Source organism: Pedobacter sp. MC2016-05 (genome assembly GCF_026239735.1).
Taxonomy (GTDB): Bacteria; Bacteroidota; Bacteroidia; order Sphingobacteriales; family Sphingobacteriaceae; genus Pedobacter.
Map to the genome: position 1 here is coordinate 101921 of NZ_JAPIVT010000002.1, position 23058 is coordinate 124978.

General features: G+C 38.2%; 18 protein-coding genes and 1 pseudogene. 5 read left to right on the forward strand and 14 right to left on the reverse strand.

From position 1 onward, the window contains the following. The first annotated feature begins 116 nt into the window (after window positions 1-116). Complete coding sequence (locus OQZ33_RS03505) at window positions 117-2306, forward strand: bifunctional alpha,alpha-trehalose-phosphate synthase (UDP-forming)/trehalose-phosphatase (protein ID WP_265797670.1); 2190 nt, start codon at window positions 117-119, stop codon at window positions 2304-2306. A 180-nt stretch (window positions 2307-2486) separates the two neighbouring features. Here the strand turns inward: OQZ33_RS03505 and OQZ33_RS03510 are convergent, their stop codons facing one another. The 7 genes from OQZ33_RS03510 to OQZ33_RS03540 form a co-directional block, all read right to left on the reverse strand. Continuing rightward, window positions 2487-4271, reverse strand: a complete 1785-nt coding sequence (locus OQZ33_RS03510; protein WP_265797671.1) for a glycoside hydrolase family 15 protein — start codon at window positions 4269-4271, stop codon at window positions 2487-2489. A 205-nt stretch (window positions 4272-4476) separates the two neighbouring features. Next, entirely contained in the window at window positions 4477-5745 is a 1269-nt protein-coding gene (locus OQZ33_RS03515; protein WP_265797672.1) for a glucose-1-phosphate adenylyltransferase, read from the reverse strand. A gap of 8 nt (window positions 5746-5753) precedes the next feature. Beyond that, a complete protein-coding gene (locus tag OQZ33_RS03520) occupies window positions 5754-7166 on the reverse strand; it encodes a glycogen synthase (protein ID WP_265797673.1) in 1413 nt (470 codons plus the stop codon). 414 nt (window positions 7167-7580) lie between these two features. Continuing rightward, entirely contained in the window at window positions 7581-8375 is a 795-nt protein-coding gene (cobA, locus tag OQZ33_RS03525) for a uroporphyrinogen-III C-methyltransferase (RefSeq protein WP_265797674.1), read from the reverse strand. Window positions 8376-9799: 1424 nt separating this feature from the next. Further along, a complete protein-coding gene (locus tag OQZ33_RS03530) occupies window positions 9800-10264 on the reverse strand; it encodes a hypothetical protein (RefSeq protein WP_265797675.1) in 465 nt (154 codons plus the stop codon). A gap of 86 nt (window positions 10265-10350) precedes the next feature. Beyond that, window positions 10351-11013, reverse strand: a complete 663-nt coding sequence (locus OQZ33_RS03535) for a hypothetical protein (RefSeq protein WP_265797676.1) — start codon at window positions 11011-11013, stop codon at window positions 10351-10353. 1 nt (window position 11014) lies between these two features. Next, complete coding sequence (locus tag OQZ33_RS03540; protein WP_265797677.1) at window positions 11015-12025, reverse strand: bestrophin family protein; 1011 nt, start codon at window positions 12023-12025, stop codon at window positions 11015-11017. A 134-nt stretch (window positions 12026-12159) separates the two neighbouring features. Here OQZ33_RS03540 and OQZ33_RS03545 point away from each other — a divergent pair, with 134 nt between their 5' ends. Then, window positions 12160-12339, forward strand: coding sequence for a hypothetical protein (locus tag OQZ33_RS03545; RefSeq protein ID WP_265797678.1), 180 nt, complete (start codon window positions 12160-12162; stop codon window positions 12337-12339). A 71-nt stretch (window positions 12340-12410) separates the two neighbouring features. On the opposite strand, the gene OQZ33_RS03550 is transcribed toward OQZ33_RS03545, so the two are convergent. The 7 genes from OQZ33_RS03550 to OQZ33_RS03580 all read right to left on the reverse strand — a co-directional run bounded on the left by OQZ33_RS03550 (window position 12411) and on the right by OQZ33_RS03580 (window position 21217). Continuing rightward, window positions 12411-13661, reverse strand: a complete 1251-nt coding sequence (locus tag OQZ33_RS03550; RefSeq protein ID WP_265797679.1) for a sulfate adenylyltransferase subunit 1 — start codon at window positions 13659-13661, stop codon at window positions 12411-12413. 126 nt (window positions 13662-13787) lie between these two features. Continuing rightward, the gene (gene cysD, locus OQZ33_RS03555) at window positions 13788-14693 is read right to left on the reverse strand and encodes a sulfate adenylyltransferase subunit CysD (protein WP_265797680.1); all 906 of its coding nucleotides are present in this window, start codon (window positions 14691-14693) and stop codon (window positions 13788-13790) included. A 369-nt stretch (window positions 14694-15062) separates the two neighbouring features. Then, window positions 15063-15797, reverse strand: a complete 735-nt coding sequence (locus tag OQZ33_RS03560) for a phosphoadenylyl-sulfate reductase (RefSeq protein WP_265797681.1) — start codon at window positions 15795-15797, stop codon at window positions 15063-15065. A 2-nt stretch (window positions 15798-15799) separates the two neighbouring features. After that, window positions 15800-17311, reverse strand: coding sequence for a TSUP family transporter (locus OQZ33_RS03565; protein WP_265797682.1), 1512 nt, complete (start codon window positions 17309-17311; stop codon window positions 15800-15802). Further along, entirely contained in the window at window positions 17295-18065 is a 771-nt protein-coding gene (gene cobA, locus OQZ33_RS03570; protein ID WP_265797683.1) for a uroporphyrinogen-III C-methyltransferase, read from the reverse strand. Before cobA (OQZ33_RS03570) ends, OQZ33_RS03565 begins: the two co-directional genes overlap by 17 nt. 122 nt (window positions 18066-18187) lie before the next feature. Then, the gene (locus OQZ33_RS03575; RefSeq protein WP_265797684.1) at window positions 18188-20278 is read right to left on the reverse strand and encodes a HEPN domain-containing protein; all 2091 of its coding nucleotides are present in this window, start codon (window positions 20276-20278) and stop codon (window positions 18188-18190) included. Between the two features lie 492 nt (window positions 20279-20770). After that, on the reverse strand, window positions 20771-21217 hold the full coding sequence (locus OQZ33_RS03580) for an RrF2 family transcriptional regulator (protein ID WP_056849678.1): 447 nt from the start codon (window positions 21215-21217) through the stop codon (window positions 20771-20773). Window positions 21218-21655: 438 nt separating this feature from the next. Between OQZ33_RS03580 and OQZ33_RS03585 the strand changes: the two genes are divergently transcribed. The 3 genes and pseudogenes from OQZ33_RS03585 to OQZ33_RS03595 form a co-directional block, all read left to right on the forward strand. Next, complete coding sequence (locus OQZ33_RS03585; RefSeq protein WP_265797685.1) at window positions 21656-22324, forward strand: histidine kinase dimerization/phospho-acceptor domain-containing protein; 669 nt, start codon at window positions 21656-21658, stop codon at window positions 22322-22324. Beyond that, the gene (locus OQZ33_RS03590; RefSeq protein WP_265797686.1) at window positions 22279-22749 is read left to right on the forward strand and encodes an ATP-binding protein; all 471 of its coding nucleotides are present in this window, start codon (window positions 22279-22281) and stop codon (window positions 22747-22749) included. The genes OQZ33_RS03585 and OQZ33_RS03590 overlap by 46 nt, the downstream gene beginning before the upstream one ends. A gap of 27 nt (window positions 22750-22776) precedes the next feature. Further along, window positions 22777-22950 (forward strand): annotated as a pseudogene (locus OQZ33_RS03595) (response regulator); the annotation flags it as partial. Between the last annotated feature and the right edge of the window lie 108 nt (window positions 22951-23058).

The following is a 23058-nucleotide window of genomic DNA, read 5'->3' on the forward strand; positions in this document are numbered from 1 at the left end:
GCTTTTATCTGTGATTGATATTTTTCCTTAAATCATTTCAATGTTTGTTTTCAAACAAAATTCAAACAAAAGATGTTTAAATGGCTTTTATTTATGTGGATACATCAAATACAAGCATGAAGACAGTTATAATATCGAACAGACTACCCGTTAAAATCATCGAAGAAAATAACGAGTACACCTTTATTCCGAGCGAGGGCGGCCTTGCTACCGGATTGGGAGACGTGTACAAATCAGGCAATTCCATTTGGGTTGGCTGGCCGGGAATCGAAGTTCCTGAAGAAAGACAAGAAGAAGTTATTCAAAAATTAGGAGAACTCAATCTTTACCCTGTTTTCCTTACTCAAGAAGAAATCAATTTATATTACGAAGGCTTTTCTAATGAAGTTTTATGGCCGGTTTTCCATTACCTGGTTACTTATGCGCATTACGAGCAGAGTTACTGGGATTGCTACAAATCGGTGAACGACAAATTTGCAAAGAGTGCCATGAAGGTGCTGAACAGAAGTGATAAAATATGGATTCAAGATTACCAATTACTTTTATTACCCGGAATTTTGAGAGAAAAATTACCCAATTCTACCATCGGATTCTTCCAACATATTCCCTTTCCTTCTTACGAAATATTCAGATTAATTCCCTGGCGTGAAGAATTACTTAACGGATTAATCGGCGCAGATTTAATAGGCTTCCATACTTATGATGATGTGCGCCATTTCATCAGCACTGCTACCCGCCTACTACCGGTAAATTCATCATCAAATGTGCTTAATAGTAACGAAAGGCAAATTGTTATAGAAGCCTTTCCGATGGGAATAGATTTTGAAAAATTTTCATCATTAAGCACGACAGAAGCTGTAAAACAAGAAATAAGAGATTTTAGCAATGGAAAAGAGGATATGAAAATAATCCTTTCCATTGATAGATTGGATTACAGTAAGGGCATACTCGAGCGCTTAAAAGCCCTTGAACTGCTCTTGCAAGTACATCCCGAATACATTGGGAAAATTGAGTTATTTATGATCGTGGTTCCATCAAGAGATACGGTTCCTCAATACCATGAACTGCGGGAACAAATAGACCAATTTGTTGGAAATCTAAATGCCCGTTACCGATCAATGGACTGGATCCCAGTAAATTACTTCTACCGATCTTTCCCTATTGAGGTGTTATCGGCCTTATACGCATCAGCAGATATTTGCCTGGTTACGCCCATGCGTGACGGAATGAATTTAGTAAGCAAAGAATACGTGGCCAGTAGAAACGAGGAAGATGGTGTACTGATTTTAAGTGAAATGGCTGGTGCATCAAAGGAGTTAACCGACGCACTAGTGGTTAATCCAAATAACCTGGGCGATATTATGGAGGCTATTGTCACGGCCTTAAAAATGCCTCAAGAAGAACAGCAAACCCGTATGAAAGCCATGCGGGCAATTGTAGAAAAATTCAATGTTAAACATTGGGTAAACAATTTTATTTTAAGACTAAACGAAGTGAAAGATTCTCAAAAATCATTGCAAACAAAACACGCAGTAAATTCAGTTAACGAAATCATAGCTGCGAAATATGCTGAAACTAAGAACCGGGTACTGTTTCTTGATTATGATGGTACACTGGTGGATTTTACTGGTAATATCGACGATGCGTCTCCCGATGATGAGCTTTATGATTTAATTGAGAACCTGACTTTGGATCCTGCCAACACAGTTGTCATCATTAGCGGAAGGCGAAATGAAACACTCGAAAAATGGTTCGGACATTTAAAAGTAGATATGATCGCAGAGCATGGGGCTTGGCAAAAAGCACAGGGCGATAAATGGAATTGTTTGCCACTGCTTACTGATCAATGGAAAGGCGAAATTCGGTCGCTTTTGGAGACCTATACCGACAGAACACCTGGATCTTTTATCGAAGAAAAAAGTTATTCATTAGTTTGGCATTATCGGAAAGCCGAAGAAGGATTGGGAGAATTGAGGGCAAATGAAATTGTAAGCCATATGAAAATCTTAGCTGCCGATAAAGGTCTGCAATTGATGCCAGGCAATAAGGTGATTGAATTCAAAAACATTGAAGTAAACAAAGGTAAAGCTGCATTAAATTGGCTTTACAATAAACAACCTGACTTTATTATAGCCCTTGGTGATGACCATACAGATGAGGATATATTCAGGGCCTTACCAAATGATGCGATTACCGTTAAAGTCGGCAATAATTTATCTGAAGCGAAGTATTATCTAAACGATTTCAAAGAAGTAAGACAATTGCTTTGGAGCCTGGTGAAAGAAGAGTTTGTAGAGAGAGATTAATTTAATTAATCCCATCCTTGCTGCATAGGCTGGAATATTAAATTGAATGCTTTAAATTTGCCAATCAAGTGGGGGATGAAAAATAGCGAATTAATTTATTCCAAATAAAATCCCGCAGATTAAATGATAACCGCTACAAAATCAGCGAAATTCTTCTTATTCTGCGGGAATTTTTAACCGTTACAAAAATATCGGTCGATCTAATTTAATTGCAATGCGATAAGCCGCATTCATTAAACCAACATGGCTATAAGCCTGAGGAAAATTCCCCCACTGACTGCCGGTTTTTGCATCAACATCTTCACTGAACAACAACAAATGATTACAATATTTGATAATGTTTTCAAATTCCTTAATCGCTTCGTCTGTTCTGCCCACACAAGCCAAAGCTTCTACATACCAGAATGCACAGATTAAAAATGTTGTTTTTGGTTTGCCAAAATCATCTTCATGTAGGTAGCGGTAAAATAAACCATCTTCGGTTTTCAGCTCATTTTCTAAACCGATTAAATGATCTTTTGCACGGTCAGAAGCAGGATCTAAATAACCCATCATAATTAGTTGCAATGAACTGGCGTCCAGATGCGGACTACCAACTGCATTTGTGTAAACTTTTCTGATTGGATCGTAACAAGACTCAATATGTGCGGCAGCTTTATCAATTAATACCTGTGCCCGATTTTCAAAATCAGCATTTCCAATAGTTTTCGCCATCTTTAAAGCTGCTTGTGCTCCGGCCCACTGAAACAAATTACTATAGCAATGGACATTTGCAATATTCCTGAATTCCCAAATACCTGCATCCTTTTCATCGATTGTTCTTTCAATCTTTGATAGCACACTTTCAATCCATTTAACAGAATCGCTGCGTTCTGAAAACACAAAACGATGATCAGTATAAAGCGGTAACATCGAAATTAAAACCTGACCATAAATATCATTTTGAATGTGTTCGTAAGCCTGGTTTCCAATCCGAATGGGCTGTTCTCCTTTATAACCTTCCAAATGATCTAAGGTATGCTCAGTGATCTGCCTTTCGCCGGCAATTCCGTATAATGGCTGGTATCGTTCATCCTCGGCGTGAGAAATATCAGACAAGTAATTAAAATATTTCTCCATTTCTTCAAAATGACCAATATGGTTTAGGGACGTAAGCACATAATGCGAATCTCTCAACCAGCAATACCGGTAATCCCAATTCCGGGTACTGCCTGGCGATTCTGGTAAGCTTGTGGTACTCGCCGCTATAATTGCCCCAGTATCTTCGTACTGATGAATTTTTAGAACTAAAGCCGATCGAATCACGAAAGGTTGGTAAAAACCTGCAATAGATGAATGTTTAATCCAAAGCCTCCAATAAGAAACGGTTTCGCGAAGGAAATTCTCTGCAGTACTTACAATGGGCGCTTCCAGGTTTTCGCCATAAGTCATGATAAGATACTTCGGCTCATTTAGTACGAAAGCTTTTTGATCTAAAATATAAGTTAAGGAAACGTTGGTGCTTAAGCGGATGTTTTCATCGCAACCATGATAATCAACATGGTTACTGCCCCTACTCGCCCGCATTTTATTCTTTCCATAATCGCAAACAGGCTGACATTTGATAGTTACCCTCGGATTACCTTGCAAGGGTTCGATTTTACGAATAAACATCAAAGGTTTGAAATACCTCTCATAAAGATGAAACCGTGGGGCGAAATCGGTAATTCGATATTTGCCGTCTTCAGCTGTAATTTCAGTTCTTAAAACATTGGTATTTTCAATATAATATTGAGATGAAGTGAATTCACCTTGCGGTAAAATTGAAAATTCGCCTCCTTGGTTTTTATCTAATAAACTTCCAAATACAAATGGACTATCAAATCGAGGCCAGCATAGCCACGATATGTCTGTATTTTTATTTACATGTGCTAAAAAGGCACAATTTCCTATAATTCCAGTTTGATAAAGATGTTGTTCAGCCATACGCTCATTTTGTGTTTATTGATTAACAAGCTTAGGCCGAAAATGTTGGCAGGAATCTGGTTTTTCGAAGAAATCGCTACCTGTATCAGCGATTTGTTTCTTCTGTTCGAAATTTTTGGAGAAAGAACAATCTTTCAAAACGGTTATAACCAAAAAAACCAGTTCTGAAATTCAAAACTGGCTGAGTTAATCAAAATGACTATCATTAAATTACTGTTCCACTAGGCAAAACAGCACCTTTCTTCACTACCACGATTCCATCCTTTACAGCGTATAATTCGAAATCGCCATCTTCTAAATGGGGACCTCCATTAATTTTAACGTCATTGCCGATTCGGCAGTTTTTATCAATGATTGCATTGTTGATATAACACCTGTCGCCAATACCGATCAAAGAGTTTCCTTGTTCAGTTTCAGATTGGATTTCCTCAAGGGTTTGATATCTATCGCTACCCATTACATAAGTATTAGTTACAATGGTATCTCTGCCAATACGGGCCCTGATCCCTAAAACAGCGTGTTCAATTCTACTCGCCTGAACAATGCAACCTTCAGCAATAATGGCTTTTTCTAATGTTGTACCAGAAATTTTTGAAGGAGGCAACATCCTGGCTCTGGTGAAAATAGTATGGCTGCTGTCGAACATATTAAACTGAGGAATTTCATCAGTTAAACCTAAGTTTGCCTCGAAGAAAGAAGATATGTTACCAATATCTGTCCAGTAACCTTCGTATTGGTAGCTCAACACGCGACTTTCGTTTATTGCTCTAGGCAAAATTTCCTTACCAAAATCTTTCTCTTCTTCGTTCTCGTTTAAAATATTGATTAAATAATCACGATTGAAAACATAGATACCCATCGAAGCCAAAAAGTGACGTCCTTCGCCCTGCATTTCCGGACCAGTATCAGATACCCAAGCTTCCAAACCTGTTTTAGGCTTTTCAGTAAAGGAAGTGATCATGTTCTCTTCATCCGCCTTCAGAATACCAAAATCTGTTGCATCTTTTGCTGTTACCGGAATGGTTGCAATAGTAATTTCAGCCTGTGCTTCAATATGCTTCTCAATCATATCTTTGAAATCCATCTGGTACAATTGGTCGCCAGATAATATTAAGATATAATCGAACTCATGAGAGACGATATGGTGCATACATTGACGTACCGCATCAGCTGTTCCTTGGAACCAACCAGCATTTTGTACTGTTTGCTCCGCTGCAAGAATATCAACAAAAGCCGTACTGAAATGGCTAAAGTGATAGGTGTTTTTAATGTGTTTATTTAGGGATGCCGAATTAAACTGGGTCAGCACAAACATGCGGTGGATGCCAGAATTAAGGCAATTAGAAATTGGGATGTCTACCAACCGATATTTCCCTGCAATTGGAACTGCAGGTTTTGAGCGTGTTTGTGTGAGTGGCGATAATCTAGAGCCCTGGCCACCGCCAAGGATAACGCCTAAAACTTTGTCAGTCATGTTTAAGCTTATTTAAGTATTTGGTATAATTCTATATAGTTCAGCGCTGCCCTATCCCAAGAATGATCAATTTTCATCATGGTTTTACGTACCGCCTTAAAAGTTTTTTTATCATTATAAAAGCCCACTGCCCTATCAATGGCATGGGTAACATCCCAAACGCTGGTTTGATCGTGGCAAAGACCAAAACCACCATCGCCAATATCTATAACCGTATCTTTCAACCCTCCCACTCTCCTTACTATTGGAACCGTTCCATATCTCAAAGCATACAATTGGTTTAAACCACAAGGCTCAACCCGCGATGGCATCAAAAGAAAATCTGCTCCGGCATACATTTCATGCGATACCTGTTCATTGTACCCAATATAAGCATTGTACTTGCCGCCAAATACATCTTTCAACTGGTTTAACCGCCCTTCAACCCAACTGTCGCCTGAACCTAAAACCAACACATTAATATTTTCGCCGTGTTGTTGCAATGCCGTGTAAAAAATATCAGGTAATAAATCTGCACCTTTTTCATCAACCAATCTTCCGATAAAGGTAAACAAGGGCTTTGATGCATCTAATTGAAAAACATCGCAGAGCGCCTTTTTGTTTGCTGCTTTTCCCGCTTCAACCGTTTTTAACTTGTAACTTTTTGATAGCATCGGGTCAGTTTCCGGATTCCAAACCTCGGTATCAATGCCATTTAAAATACCAACCGATTTCCATCGTTCCTGGCGCAACAAACTTTCCAAGCCTCTGGCATTGTCCATCATTTCATCCAAATAACTTGGCGAAACGGTAGTAACTCTCCAGGCACATTTAATGGCCGATGCTAAGGGGTTTATGGCGCCTTCCCAGCCCAGCAACCCACCTTTCCATAAATCGAAAGCTGGTAAATAGTACAATTTTTCCCAGCCAAATTGCCCTTGGTATTGTGCATTATGTATCGTTAAAACTGTAGATACTTGATTTAGTGAACTATATTTTAAGCAATTCGAAACCATAAAAGGAACCAGTCCGGTATGGTGATCGTGGCAGTGAATGATATCCGGGCGATGTTCCCATTGTGCCATCCAATCTAATGTTGCGATTTGAAAGGCGATAAAACGCTCGGTATCATCATCATAACCATAAACATTTGGTCTATCGGTTAATCCCTGAATATGAATGATATATAGATCAAAACCTAGTTTATTGGTTTTTTCTTTTAAAACGCGATAAGAAAAATGATTATTGCCATAGTTAGACCAGGCATCGTAAGCCACTTCAAATTCGCTTTCCCTTACAAACCTTGTTTCGTATGCAGGAACAACAACCTTGGCAATGTGGCCAATTTTATTTTGGTATTTCGGTAAAGCCCCAACAACATCTGCTAAACCTCCAACTTTAGCAACAGGGTAACACTCGGCACTGATATGTATAATTTCCATTAAATATTTGGTGTAGATAACTTCGTTAAGTTACCAATTGTTTTCTGATTTGAAAATAATTCAATATTAATTTTTGGCGAGAGACTTTAACTCAGATTTAGAAGATTCTCGCAGATTGAAATTAGATAATTCATTAATTGAATGATCATTTTTTGAAAGTGAAAGTTCATCACTTTTGGCTTGGTGCAGTCCTGCTTTTCATTACAATCGTTTTGTTGCTGTCATCCTGAGCCTGTCGAATGCCCAGCAAAAAAGATTTCCATTTCAATCACGCGTGTTCAGCGAAAGACTGTTTCTACCAAACTGCATCAAATTAACTGCTGCGAAAATCAGCGGGAGCTCCTTAAAACCAAAAAACCGCTAAGCTTTCGCCAGCGGTTTTAACAACAAAACAAATATATAATTCTATTAACCTTAATATTCTTCCGCAATGATTTCGTAAAAATCTCTAATCGGTTGAAACTGCGGGTGTAAGGAAACCACATCACCGAAAACCAATAAAGCTGGCGCAGTAATCTTTTTATCCTGAACAACTTCCGCAATGGTATCCACTATGCCCACGGCGATTTTTTCATTTTTCGTAGAGCCATTTTGGATTACAGCTACAGGAAGCAAACCTTTGTTTTCACTTTGAAAAATGGAAGCAATCTCCTCTACTTTTTCAATTCCGTTCAAAACTACAATCGTAGCCTTTGTTTTCGCTGCAATGTATAAATCTTCAGAAATTTCTCCCTTCGAATTTGTTCCTGTTACTGCCCAAAAGCTTTCACTTAAGTCTTTGTAAATCATCGGAATTTTCTGCAAACTTGGCGCACCAGTGGCACTCGAAATACCCGGAATGATTTCAGTAGGAATGCTATATGATTCTGCAGCATCGATTTCCTCGTAACCTTTAGCAAAGAAAAACGGATCGCCGCTTTTCAACCGAACTACATGACCGTAGTTGAGTGCATAATCGATGATCAGTTTGTTCACTGCATCCTGCGAGAAATCTTCATCGTCGGTTCTTTTGCCCACGTATACTTTAGGAATTCCCTCTGGCGCATAACACAGTAAAGCTTCGTTCACATTTGCATCATATAAAACAACATCAGCTGTTTTCAATGCCTTTACACCTTTTAAACTAAATAAATCCGGGTCGCCAGGACCAGCACCTATCAGTGTAATTTTTGGTTCAATGTTCGCTTTTTCTACTTTACTTAAAATCATGTCAGGAATTTTAGCTCGTGATTATCTTTATTAATTAATCAAATATACAAAGTCTATAGAAATTGTAGTAATTTATTTTAAATTATTTTTATTGTCTCTTACTATCACGCGATAAAAGAAGTAATCTTAATGCGATCGCTAATATTCAACCCATAGTTCTAAGATTACTTCGTGCCTCGCAGTGACGACTTCTCTTCACTTTGTCATTCTGAGTGCAACGAAGAATCTGCAACCGATTAGCATTGCCTCAATTAGGTTAACAATCTGAAGAAAAAAGATTTTCTATAAGCTAGGGCATCATTCCAATTCAAAGATTTCTCGGCTGCGCTCGAAATGACGACGGGGCTTGAATTAGAGATAAAAGTCTTATCGGGATGCTAAGACTAGAATAAGGCACGATAGTTTAAGATTGCTTGCCCCTCGCAGTAAAAACTGTCTTAAGCTTGTCATTCTGAGTGCAACGAAGAATCTGCAACCGATTAGCATTGCCTCAATTAGGTTAACAATTTGAAGAAAAAAGATTTTCTATAAGCTAGGGCATCATTCCAATTCAAAGATTTCTCGGCTGCGCACGAAATGACAACGGGGATTGAAATTGGAGAAAAAAAAATCTTAGCGAGACGCTATGACTAGAATAAGGCACGATAGTTTAAGATTGCTTGCCCCTCGCAGTAAAAACTGCCTTAATCTTGTCATTCTGAGTGCAACGAAGAATCTGCAACCGATTAGCATTGCCTCAATTAGGTTAACAATCTGACGAAAAAAAAAATTCTATAAGTTAGGGCATCATTCCAGTTCAAAGATTTCTCGGCTGCGCTCGAAATGACGGCGGTGGCTAAATTGTAGAAAAAAGCCTTAGCGGGAGGCTAAGACTAGAATAAGGCACGATAGTTTACGATTGCTTGCCCCTCGCAGTGAAAACTGTCTCAAGCTGGTCATTCTGAGTGCAACGAAGAATCTGCAACCGATTAGCATTGCCTCAATTAGGTTAACAATCTGACGAAAAAAAAATTTCTATAAGTTAGGGCATCATTCCAGTTCAAAGATTTCTCGGCTGCGCTCGAAATGACGACCGCGATTGAAATTAGAGAAAAAAAAATCTTAGCGAGACGCTAAGACTAGAATAAGACTAGAATAATTTTCCCGCAGATTAAGAAGATTTTCGCTGATTTTTCTGCGTTTATCTTTTTAATCTGCGGGAGTTATTTTTTATGATTTATCACACCGAAACTATCTAAATGCTTCTCCAAATTCTAAGCTGCGCTACCATTGACGTTTTTAATTTACCGTCTTTGCCTGCCTGCGGCAGGCAGGCGATCCCGATTCTTCATCGGGAGAAGCAATCTCATTTGTTGTATTATTTTATTAAGGAAGATTGCTTCGTGCCTCGCAGGGACGAGCAAGTGATTTTACGTTTATTATATTTATTTGCAAGGCACTTCAGCAAACGTAAACTTACCCGCCTCGTAATTAATAGGTTTGCCCTTTACAAAATAAGACCTGCCTAAAGTGGTTTCAATTTGAGCAACCCCCATGATTAATTTCCCATCCTTCTTTAAAAACGCCAAGGGATTTGTAAATGCTTTTGTAGTATCTGCACCGGTGTTAAAACGGTAATCAACCAACAAAGTATCGCCGTTAAATTTGCCATCTATCTTCCCGTTGTTCTGAGGTTTATCACCATACTTAATTAACAATGAACCTGTAACTTTACCCGATGCCATTGTTTTTACAATCATAGCAGCGCTGTCTTTTTCAAACGCCGAAGCATAACAGGTTTCATTAATTAGCGAATCTTTCTTTGCGGTTTCAGCTTTTTTATCTGATGAGTTACAAGCATATGCAAATGGAAATAGAGCAACGACAAGGTAAAAAATTTTGTTCTTCATCTTCTGAATTTTAAGAGTTAAATTGATTTATTAAATATAGGAATACGATGAAATGTTTTTGCTTTTTCCACAAAAACATTCAAAGTTTATTCTACCCCAATGTAGTTCGGTTTTAACATTTCCTTTATTATTTTATATCTATTGATTTCATTAACTGTAATTCCATAAGCGATCAGGTACCTTCCATCAGGCCTAATGATGATATCACTTATTAAAGGATACTGGAGATCAAAAAACTTTGCAAAAAAACCATCACTGTCTCTAAAATTATTATAGAAAGCCTTATAAATACTGTCTGGATGCAGCTTTTTGTCGTAAATATTGAAGTAGCGAATATTTCCGAGCTTTTTCAAAAACTGATCGTGTGCCTTAAGGTGGTGATCATCTTTTGTCATTAACGGATATCCTTTTCTAATTTTATGTTCGATACCTGTATAGTAAGATACGATTAAGAGACTATTGGTATCTATTTTTGAAGTGGAATAAGTTTCAAGGAGTTTTCTTATCTGGCTTACATAACTTATTGGTAATTTACCTTGCGCATAGCTCGATGATAATCTAACAAATGTTGCAGTATCAGTTTTATCATATCCCCATCCCGCTTTATGCTTTAAAACCGATTTATTAAATTCACTGACACTAACACTTTTTTGATTTTCGTCAATATAATACATCTTTTGTGCACATAACAAAGTTGGTTGAAGTAAACAGAGCAAACCAACTGCAACAAGGATCGTTGAAACTTTCATTCTACATCAAAATATTATGTTCCGGCGTAATAGCAGGCGGAAGGTCGGTTTCATCCAGCATATCCCGCATATCAATTTCAATTGTTCTGGAGATATTCGTAATCGGAACATCATTGGCATTACCTTCAAACGGATTGGAGGAGCTTTCTCCCACAACGTCTAAAGAATTAAAAACCCAGGTTAACAAAATAGCAAAAGGAATATTCAACCAAATGGAATAACCTTCAATCAAAGTACCATTACCCAGTTTATTAAAGTCGTTAAGCAAACCATATGGAACCAAAAACACAAAAAGATTAAGCATAATGGTTGCTATGGACGAGAAATGCCTGGGGTAGGGAAAATTTTTAATTCTTTCGGCTTTGCCTTGATTATCATAAAAAACACTGATTGCATTTTGCAAAGATTGCAATTGAAGATCGGATATATTTCCACTTACAAATAACTTATTAATGTGGTTTGATTGTAGCGCCATTAATTGTGTTGCCTTATTTTTCTTTGTTAAAACGTAACTTAATTCATCAGCGGAAAGATATTTAGCTAAAACTTCTTCAAGCTTGTCTATCTTTTCGGCTATATGGTAATTTCTGGAGTATTCAACGTTTCGGGGATCATCCATATTTTCCCATGCCCGTGGTTCTCTAAGTTGAAAACGCAATGCTGTTAACCAGGCAAAGTGGCGGTAAAAAATCACTTTAACTTCAGTATTTTTATCTTTTGATGCCAAAAAATCGCGAATCATTACACCAAATGCCCTGCTGATATTAATAATGCCGCCATAAATTTGTCGTGCTTCCCATAATCTTGAATAACTGGCGTTATTTTTAAAACCAATGATAAATGATACAGCTGTACCCAAAAGCGCAACCGGAACCCACGAAATAGAAAGAAAGGTAAAGCCACAAAAGTGATAAAGTACGGTGGGAATTACAGCAAGGGTTGTTAATCGATACAGATCTCTACGAGTCCATAAAATAAATTCGAAAAAGGTATACTTTTTTCCGGCATGCATAATTTAGTCTTTAGTTTCTTGTGGATGTTTGTTTGAGGGATAAACGAAGATAGAAAAATTTAAAAAATTTGATAATGCTCTGAGAATAAACTTCCAAATCGGGATTCAACCAAACGGAAATAAACCCGGTTGAAGTGAAAATCTTTTTTGTAGCAGCAACCTTAAATAAGGCTGTAATGCTGAGGCACGAAGCATCTGCAACCGATGAAACTGAGGCCTCGTATCTCAGCACGACAAAAGTTTACAAAAAAATTGGAACGAAAAACGGGGCTGTCGTAACCGATGCCCCGCTGAAATTGCTTTCCTCTAATTAAGAGTTTCCATTATGATATTTGGTTATGGTTCTCAAGAGTTTTGCCAAAAACATCGCCCATTTCCATTGTATTTACTCAACAGCCGCTCTAAACATTAAAGCGCCAACTGTTAAATTCGTTCTGCTATCCACTAAAATAGCGGAACCGTTTGCCCGGTTATCATCATATAAATCGAAGGCTAAAGCATCAGCTGTTTTAACGATTACACGACCAATATCATTTAATTTAAACTCTTCAGCCGAATGCTTTTCTAGCGTGTTGATATCTACCTTATGCAAAATTTCGCTGATTTTACATTTTGTTACTTTGCTGTTATGCTGAATTAAATACGTGATTGATGTATCTAGCGCCCGTCCATCCATCCAGCATAGGTCGGCCTCAATTAATTTCGATTCTTGTGGCAAAGCTGATGCATTCACAATGGTATCTCCACGACTAATATCCACATCATCTTTTAAATGGATAATAACCGACTGACCAGCATGCGCAGCATCTGGGGTTTGATCGAAAAATTCAATCTTTTCGACAATAGAACTGGCTCCGGAAGGTAAAACTGTAACCTTATCATTTAAGTTAAAAGTTCCGCTCAGCACACGCCCGGCATAACCGCGGTAATCGTGAAGCGCTTCCGTTTGCGGACGGATAACCCATTGTACTGGCATACGAGCTAAAGTTGATTTCTCCAGGCTATCGGTATCAACTTTTTCCAGAAAATGCAGTAAACTTTCGCCTTCGTACCAATCCATCCGCTCAGAATTCTGAACGATGTTATCTCCTTTCAGCGCACTAACCGGAATATAGTTTACATCGACTAACTTCAGTTGCTGTGCCAATACTTTGTATTTCTCTATAATTGAATTATAAACATCCTGGCTATAGTCAACCATATCCATTTTGTTTATACAAACAACAATGTGTTTGATACCCAATAGAGAGACCAGGTAAGAATGGCGGATGGTTTGTTCAACAACACCATTTCTGGCATCGATTAAAATAATGGCAAGGTTCGCTGTTGAAGCTCCGGTAACCATGTTTCTGGTGTATTGAATATGGCCAGGCGTATCAGCGATGATAAATTTGCGTTTATCGGTTTGAAAATATTTGTAAGCTACATCAATGGTAATTCCCTGTTCACGTTCTGCCCTTAAACCATCGGTTAAAATGGCTAAATCTATTGTTCCATCGTCGTTTTTACGATTGGAGCTTTGTAAGGCTTCCAATTGATCAGCTAAAATAGAATCTGTATCGTATAACAAACGGCCGATTAGGGTACTTTTACCATCATCTACGCTGCCTGCTGTGAAAAATTTTAATATGTTCATGTTTTTAGATATGAGAAGTTAGATTCGAGATATGAGAAATAACCAATTTCTAACGTCATTAATTTTATATCATTTCAGATTTCAGATGCAAGGTTCTCAAGTCTCACATCGCAATACTCAAATCTTTTAAAAATACCCTCCTTTTTTCCTATCCTCCATCGCGGCTTCCGAAACTTTATCATCCATACGGGCGCCACGTTCGGAGATTTTCGAAGCACTGATTTCAGTGATAATATCATCGATCAAAATTGCTTCAGACTCTACAGCAGCAGTGCAAGACATATCGCCAACGGTACGGAAACGTACTTGTTTACGAAAAACGATATCTTCATCATCCATATTTAAAAACGGAGAAGCGGCCATCAATTGCCCATTTCTGGTGATTACTTCACGCTCATGCGAAAAATAAATGCTTGGCAGTTCGATATTTTCTCTTCGAATGTAGTTCCAAACATCAAGTTCGGTCCAGTTACTGATTGGGAATACACGCACATTTTCACCCTTGTGGATTTTACCATTGTAAATATTCCATAGTTCAGGGCGTTGGCGTTTTGGGTCCCACTGGCCGAACTCATCTCGAACAGAAAAAATACGTTCTTTGGCCCTGGCTTTTTCCTCATCTCTCCTGGCCCCGCCGATGCAGGCATCAAATTCATATTTTGCAATGGTATCTAACAAGGTTACGGTTTGCAAAGCATTTCTGCTGGCATTTTTACCTTTTTGTTCTACTACTTTTCCCTGGTTGATTGATTCTTGGACTGAACCAACAATTAACCTTTCACCAATCCTTTCAATCATCTGATCGCGATAGTCGATCGTTTCCTGAAAGTTATGTCCCGTATCAATGTGCACTAGAGGGAACGGAAATTTCCCAGGGCGAAAAGCCTTTTCTGCCAAGCGAACCAAAGTAATCGAGTCTTTACCGCCAGAAAATAATAATGCCGGTTTCTCAAATTGCCCTGCAACTTCACGTAAAATGTGAATTGCCTCGGCCTCTAGTTCATCTAAGTAATCAAAATTATATGTACTCATTTATAAATGTTTGAATTTTGAATGAGAGAATAAGTGACTGTTATGTTCTACAGCTAATCTCTTTTCAAATGTTATATTCTTTTGTTATTGTTGTTGTTGTTTGAAAGTTGGAATGTTTGAAAGTTGGAATGTTTTAAAGTTGAATTATATAGCTCCATACATTTCTATTTTTATAACCTCACCCTATCAATGTTAGGGCTTTGGCTTATTTTGTGCTTTCCCTCTCCTTGAAAAGAGGGATTTAAAGTTTCTACGGTTAAACATTCGGTTTAAGGCTGCTGCCCACGGTTTCCCTCTCTTCAAGGAGAGGGATGTAGTGAACCGCGTTTAATTTCTGGCTTTCATAGGGTGAGGTTTTTGCAATCGTCCTTATTCACCCTCAACCTTTTTCCCCTCAACCCCCACAGCTTCCGTAGCATGCAAGCCACATTCCTTTTTATTTTGGTCTTCCCACCACCATCTTCCGGCTCTAAAATCTTCACCAGGCTGTACTGCTCTTGTACAAGGGGCACAGCCAATGCTCGGAAAACCTTTATCGTGTAAAGTATTGTAAACGATATTATTTTCTTTAATAAAAGTTTTTACATCATCCAAAATCCAGTCGAAAATGGGATGGAATTTGATCAATTGATTGCCTTCATCCCATTCTAAATCGTGCATATCTTCACGGTTGGCACTCTGCTCAGCCCTAATCCCGGTCACCCAAATTTCGTTTCCTGTTAATGCTCTTTTCAACGGTTCAATTTTACGGATATAACAGCATTCTTTTCTATTTTCTACTGATTCGTAAAAGCTGTTTGGCCCTTTTGTATTCACCATATCCTGCAACAATTCATTTTTAGGATAATAAGCGTGAATGGGTTTGTTATAAACTTCTAAAGTACGGTTCCAAACATAATAGGTTTCTGGAAATAGGCGACCCGTTTCTAGTGTGAACACTTTTATAGGAATATCATTTGCAAAAATTAAATGCGTAATGGCTTGGTCTTCCCAACCAAAACTGGTTGAAAAAATAATTCGATCTGCATATTTATTAGCCAAGTACCGCAATTTCTCAATTGTACTTAAGCCTGTAAGTTCTGCCTTTAGTTGCTCTACTCCCATCACTAAATTAATTTTAAAATAAACAAGATCACACTGCGCAAACTTACTATCATTACGATGATACCAACTGCTACCATAATGGTTTTCGCTGAAATTTTGTTTGAGACTCTTGCCGCTATTGGCGATGCGATGGCGCTGCCAATAATCAATCCTAAAACGGGTTCCCAGTGTTTGCCCCCTAACATCGTAAAAAAAGTTAAAGAACTTAGGGTTGCGATAAAAAATCTGCTGATTTTTACCGTTCCTAATGAAAATAAGGGATGACGACCACCAGCAATAAGACTTGAAAGCACGATAGAGCCCCATCCGCCACCAAAAGCAGCGTCGATAAAACCACCCACGAAACCCAAAAATCCAATCTTTTTTATCTTTTGATCGGCTTTTTTTCTTTTAATATTGAATGCTTTCATCAAAATTACCCCACCTAGAAACAAGGTATAAACAGCAACTACAGGCTTGACATAAGCACTGTAATGCTCTAATGATGATAAAATATATGCGCCTAAAACTGCACCAATCACCGCGGGAATGATGAGTATTTTGAACAATTTCCAGTTTACATTTCCCATTCGGTAGTGCATCCATCCGGCAATTCCATTACTCATCACCTCAGAAATATGAATGGCCATACTGGCTGATGCTGGCGGTAAACCCATGGCCAAAGAAAATGAAGCCGTGGTAACCCCATAAGACATTCCAATGGCACCATCAATTAAAGCGAATACAAAGCCTGCCCCTAAGAACCAATAAAATAATGGATCAATATTTAGAAGGAAAGTCTGAAATTCTGGTTCGGTGTTCCAGAGTGTTAACCCGATAGAACCAATTAATAGAATTGCCGCAGTCCAGATCAGCCACTTAATATTCCGCTCCGCAAAGCTTTTTCGTGGATTGATTAAGTTCTGTGTAACCTTATTCAGCTTCTTCACTTTCGACGAAAAATCGCCGTTAAGTGTTTGCCGCAAAGCACTCATATTTTGTAAAGTCTCATCCAGCTCTGCCGGAATTCCCTCGTTCAATATTTGCTTTAACCGTTTGGCAATCGTTGGTGATTTGCCGTTTGTAGAAATCGCAATCTTTAAATCGCCTTTTTGAACGATTGAACCCAGATAGAAATCACATAAATCAGGTTTATCAGCTACATTAATAAGCAAGCCTTTTTCGTGTGTTACTACCCTAATTTCTTCGTTTAAAATATTGTTGTTTGTTGCCGCAAAAACGATGTCGATATTTTCCAAATCAGAAACATCAAAGCTTTTCTGTTTCACTTTGATTTGTGGATAATCCGCGATAAGCGCATAAACCTCGGGAGAAACAATTTCAGCTACAATGGTAATTTTAGCCTGGCGACTGTTATTTACAATTGCTGTCAATTTCTCCAGCCCAATATTGCCCGCACCAATTAATAATGTACGTAGCTTATTCAGTTTAATAAAAACTGGAAAAAGCTGATTACCTTTTTCCTCATCAGAAAAAGGCAATGCATTATCAGGTTGGTTAGGCAATACTTGCATATTGTTTTACTAAGTTTTTGAATGAAGGATGTAGAGAAACTACCTCACCGAAAATTAAAAGTGCAGGTGCCTTAATATTTTCCTGCTGCACTAAGCTTTCAATGGTTTCTACTCTTCCAACAACTAATTTTTCATCTTCAGATGATCCGTTTTGAACCACCGCTACTGGCAAGTGGTGCCTACCAGCAGCCTTGAAAATTTTCACAATTTTAGCTAGTTTTTTCAAGCCCATTAATACCAAAACTGTCGCATTTGATTCTGCTGCCTGGTAGATATCATTGGAAACCTCTCCAGAAGTAGTTGTTCCGGTAATTACCCAAAAACTTTCGCTCAATCCGCGGTGTGTTACCGGAATTTGCTGCAAACCCGGAACCCCGATTGAACTCGAGATGCCAGGAATAACATCAACAGGAATGCTGTAAGATGCTGCATAATCCAATTCCTCGTAACCTCTGCCGAAAACGAAGGGGTCCCCGCCTTTTAACCGAACTACATGGCCGTAATTTAAGGCGTAATCAATCATCAGTTTATTGATGGTTTCCTGCGGATACGAATGCTCCCCAGAACGTTTCCCCACGTATACTTTAATCGCATCAGCTGGCGCATGTTCTAATAAGGCTTCATTGGTTAAAGCATCGTATAAAACAACATCTGCAGCCTGCAAAGCTTTAACTCCTTTTAAGGTTAACAAATCCGGATCGCCCGGACCAGCGCCCAAAAGCGTAATTTTTGATTCTTTATGTTGATTAATCATATCGTTTAAATTATTGATTTTTGAATGAGTGATTTAGTGAATGTTCTTACAAGCGATTTTGCTACTTGCATACAATGATTCTCTCATTCAATAATTCTCTCATTCAGTAATTCTCTCATTCCCTACTTTACTGTTACTGCTCTTTTTTCCTTAATCTGGTTTAAAAAAGCTTCAGCTTCATTGAAGTATTTTTCGGCAAACGCTGCTGTCGGCTCATTTTTATTGATTTGTAAAACCAAATCTGAAAAGTTGGTCGATAAATTAAATTCGCTAGTTTCCACATAGTGATTATCGAACTCTCTGATTACGCCAACCTGCGTGCTGCTGTTTACGCCCTTATCTAAAAGCAGCGATTTTGCTGCGCTTACAAAAGTGCTGTAGGTATGATAGATTGCGTCAGCGTAGGTACCTTTTTCTAAATTTTGCTTCGCCCAACCAAATTTTTCATCAGCCTCTAAAAGTAGAGTAGCTACTAAATCGATCACTACGCCAGCACATTCGCCAACACCAATGGCAGTTACAAATTGTTCTACGTGGCCCCAATCCACAAATTCTTCTTGCTGAAGATTGGTTAAATCTGCCAATGGTTTTAAAAGTTGATAGAAGTGGTCTTTTCCTTTTCTATCATAATACTGATGGAAATTTTCGTTCTCTTCGTTATTTGCTTTAAAATCATTTAAAATGAAATGCAAAACGCTGGTTGCCCGTTTAGAAGGCACTTTAATTACCCTTTCTGCCACACGCCCAACACCATTTCCAACTGTTCCACCGCCAAGCATTACCTGTACCGCTGGAACCACTTTCCCCTCGGCTTTTACCGAACTTCCGTGGAAACCAATTTCTGCTAAACCATGCTGACCGCAGGAATTCATACAGCCGCTGATCTTGATATTGATGTTTTTCTCGTAAATAAATTCAGGAAAATCGGTGTAAATCACGTCTTCCAAAACCTCTGCTAAAGTCATGGAATTAGAGATACCCAAATTACAGGTGTCGGTGCCTGGGCAAGTGGTAATATCCGCCAGACTATCAAAACCAGCTGTTGTGAAACCAATTTTATTTAATGCTGAATATAATGATGGCAAGGCATTTTCGCGAACAAATTTCAGAAGCAAACCCTGATTTTGAGTGATGCGAATTTCATCAGCGACATAAGGCTTAATGGCATCAACAAAAGCACGGGCTTTATCAGTCTTGATATCGCCAACCTGCACTTTCACATAAACGGCATAAAAACCATCTTGCTTTTGACGAACAACATTAGTTGCCGACCAGTGTTTATAATGCGTTTCGTTAAGAATTTCAACCGCCGGATATTCTTGTTCTAATGGTAAAGCTGGTTGTTGAACGACATCTCTATCAATTTTAAAAGTTTTTACTTTGTTCGCGATTCGCTCTTCAGCTACAAGACGTAGCACTTCTTCTAAGCCCAACTTCTGCACTAAATATTTTAAACGGGCTTTATTTCTATTTGTGCGTTCCCCGTAACGATCAAAAACACGCAAAACCGATTCTGCAAACGGAATAAGCTGGTCTTCGTGCAAAAACTCATGAATGGGACTAGCTAAAAATGGTTGTGCACCAAGGCCACCAGCAAACAGCACCTTAAAACCAAGTTCGCCATTTTCGTTAATTTTTGGGATAAAACCTAAATCATGAATATAACTAAAAGCCGTATCCTTATCGCTGGAAGAGAAAGAAATTTTAATCTTTCTGCCCATCTCCTGACAAATTGGGTTACGCAAAAAATACTTGAAAACTGCATGCGCATAAGGCGAAACATCAAAGGGTTCGTCTATATCAATGCCAGCATTTGGTGAAGCCGTTACGTTACGAACGGTATTTCCGCAAGCCTCACGAAGCGTAATGTCATCTTGCTCGAGCTTTGCCCAAAGTTCAGGCGTTCTATCCAAACTCACATAATGCAATTGAATATCCTGACGGGTGGTTAAGTGTAAATTGCCACTCCCATATTCATCGGCGATATCCGCAATACGCAACAACTGCTTAAAAGTTACCTTTCCAAACGGGAGTTTAATCCTGATCATTTGTACACCAGGCTGTCTTTGTCCGTAAACACCACGGGCTAAACGTAAACTTCTAAATTTCTCATCGTGAATGGTTCCATCTCGAAAAGCTTTAATCTTGTTCTCTAAATCGATAATGTCCTGCTCGACAATCGGATTTTCGAGTTCTGTTCTGAAACTTTGCATATTGTGTTGTTAGCTTTATTCAAAAAATGCCTCTCTTATAATTGAGAAGCATCAAATATTTTATACCTATAAATTATCCAAATACCTTCCCCTACTGCGTTTTACAACAATAGTGCATAGACATTTTACAAATTTAGATAGATATAAAATTGAAGTTCATCTGCCAAATATATAAAGTATATAGGAATAGTAGTAATTTTTCTTCAAAAAGTTTTTGTTGTGAATAATAGAAGTACAGTTAGCTGCAAATCACGCCGAGAAAAATAAAAGTTGATTGAAGAAAAAATCGTCTACACTGTGAGGTGTTTTAACAATGTGATGATATGAACAGCAAACGTTATAGGATTGCTTTGTTCCTCGCAATGGCGAACAAACAAAATACACAATAAGCAATTCCGACCGTGATTTCTTGCCTTGGCAGGAAGACGACGAGCGAAGAAATCTTAGTGATACCTAACTAATAACGAAAAAAAATATACGAAACGTAACGGTTTAAATACTATCGATACCCAACTTCAACGTATCTTCCCTACCAATTACATCAGCAATGCTGGTTTCACTGAGCACCTTAAGTGTAGCATCTCTTACATCGATAAATGCACTTCGAATACCACAGGTTTTTTCGTCAACGCATTCATCACATTTGTGGTAAAAATTTAAGCTGGCACAAGGGACCATAGCAATTGGGCCATCAGTAACACGCATTACCTGTACCAAAAGAATTTCTTCAGGCTTTTTATTTAAACTGTAGCCACCACCAGCACCCTTCTTACTGTATAAGAAGCCGGCGTTACGCAAATCTAACAGAATTTGTTCTAAGAACTTTTTAGGAATATGCTCCTCCTCAGCAATCTTTGAGATTTGCATAGGTGGTTTTTCTACATTTTTGCCAAGCGCAACAAGTGCTTTAATGGCGTATTTAGTCTTTTTTGATAGCATATATCCTACAAAGCTAATAAATTAAGTACAATTATGAAATATGCAAATATGAGTTCAGTGAGCATCACTCATTGCCATATATTTAAAAGATGATGTAAATAATTATATCTTTAGAAATTAAATTGCGTTAGTGCTTAAAGTTATCAAAACCTTAGATGTTAGCCAGCATAAAATTAGCACAGAATCGAAACTGTTTGCTGTTTTATGTCTTTGTTTATTTTCGATCTCGCTGATCAATATCGCCGCAAACTTTTTCCTTGGTCTGGTTTGGTTACTTAATTTATATATTTTTTTAGGGTCCTTCGTCCATTTAGCTTTTTTTATTACGCCATAAAAGATCGAGTTAGCGAGGCTGGACGATTTTGGTATTTTATTTACAATATTGCATCTATCGCTCCAGCCTGGTTTTTAAACGAAGGAATAAAGGGCTCTACCCCATTGTTTTTCGTATTCTATTTGAGTATTGCGATGCTATCTCTTTCGTTGCGATATAGATTGATATTTGTTGTCTTCTTTTTTATCATCACTGCACTATGCGTGGTGTTAGAAACTTTTTTCCCTCACCTGCTCATTCCATATCCAAGTGATGATGCCAGGAATATGGATATCATTCTGGGTTTTATAGACATATCTGTCATGATGATTGTGATGCTCACGATCTATAAAAAAGTGGCAGATTATGATCGCTTTCTGATGGTAAAAAGTAAGCTCAGGCTAGAAAACTCACAGAAGGAATTAATTATTGCCAAAGAAAATGCAGAGGCTGCGACAGTGGCCAAATCAAGTTTCCTGGCCAATATGAGCCACAAGATCAGAACTCCGCTAAATGGTATTACCGGAGCTTCAGAACTTTTGAAACTCACCAATCTTAATCACGAACAAAGCGAGTTACTCAACACCTTGCAAGCGAGTAACAGCATCATGATCGATATCGTTAACGACCTGCTTGACATTTTAAAAATTGAAGCTAATAAGATGGATATTCACAATCTGCCATTCGATATTAGAAACTGTATTATAAACGTTGAAAACATCATCCGTCCCTTTTTATTAAAAAAGATTTGGAGTTTAGTATCGAAATCGACTGCAAAGTACCTGAATTATTGATTGCTGATGAAATTAAATATAAGCAAATCGTTATCAACCTATTAAGTAATGCTGCAAAATTTACCGAACATGGCTACGTTAAACTGAGTTTGAAATATGCAGAACAAAATGGCTTAAAACAGCTCATTACTGTAATTAAAGATACCGGAATTGGTATTGACAAGGATGGGATGACTAAGCTCTTTCTTCCATTTTCGCAAATAAATCCCTCCGCAACCCGGCAGTTTGACGGTGCAGGTTTAGGACTTTTAATCTGTAGGAAACTAGCCGAAATGATGGGTGGAAAAATTTGGGTTAGTAGTGAAATAGGTGCTGGTTCGGCCTTTACATTTGAAATACCTGCAAATTCCTATCAGGAAGTTCCACCAGCCAAACATAAAAAGCGAACAATCAAATTAAAAACATGGTTCCCATTGCTGGAATGAATATTTTGATAGCCTGAGGATAATGTCTTCAACCAGGTTATCACTTCGAAAATGCTCGAAAAATCTGGCTATAAACACATTATCGCAAACGATGGTTTGGAAGCTGTCAAAATGGTAAAAGAAACGCATTTTAATATCATTTTGATGGACATGCAAATGCCAAATATGGATGGAGTTTCTACATCTATAGAAATATTATAATGAAAATAATATTGTCCCGCCAATAATCATTGGCTGTAGTGCCAATGCAATGCAAGAGGATATTGAAAAATGCTTAGCGGCTGGCATGAAAGATTTCTTAGCAAAACC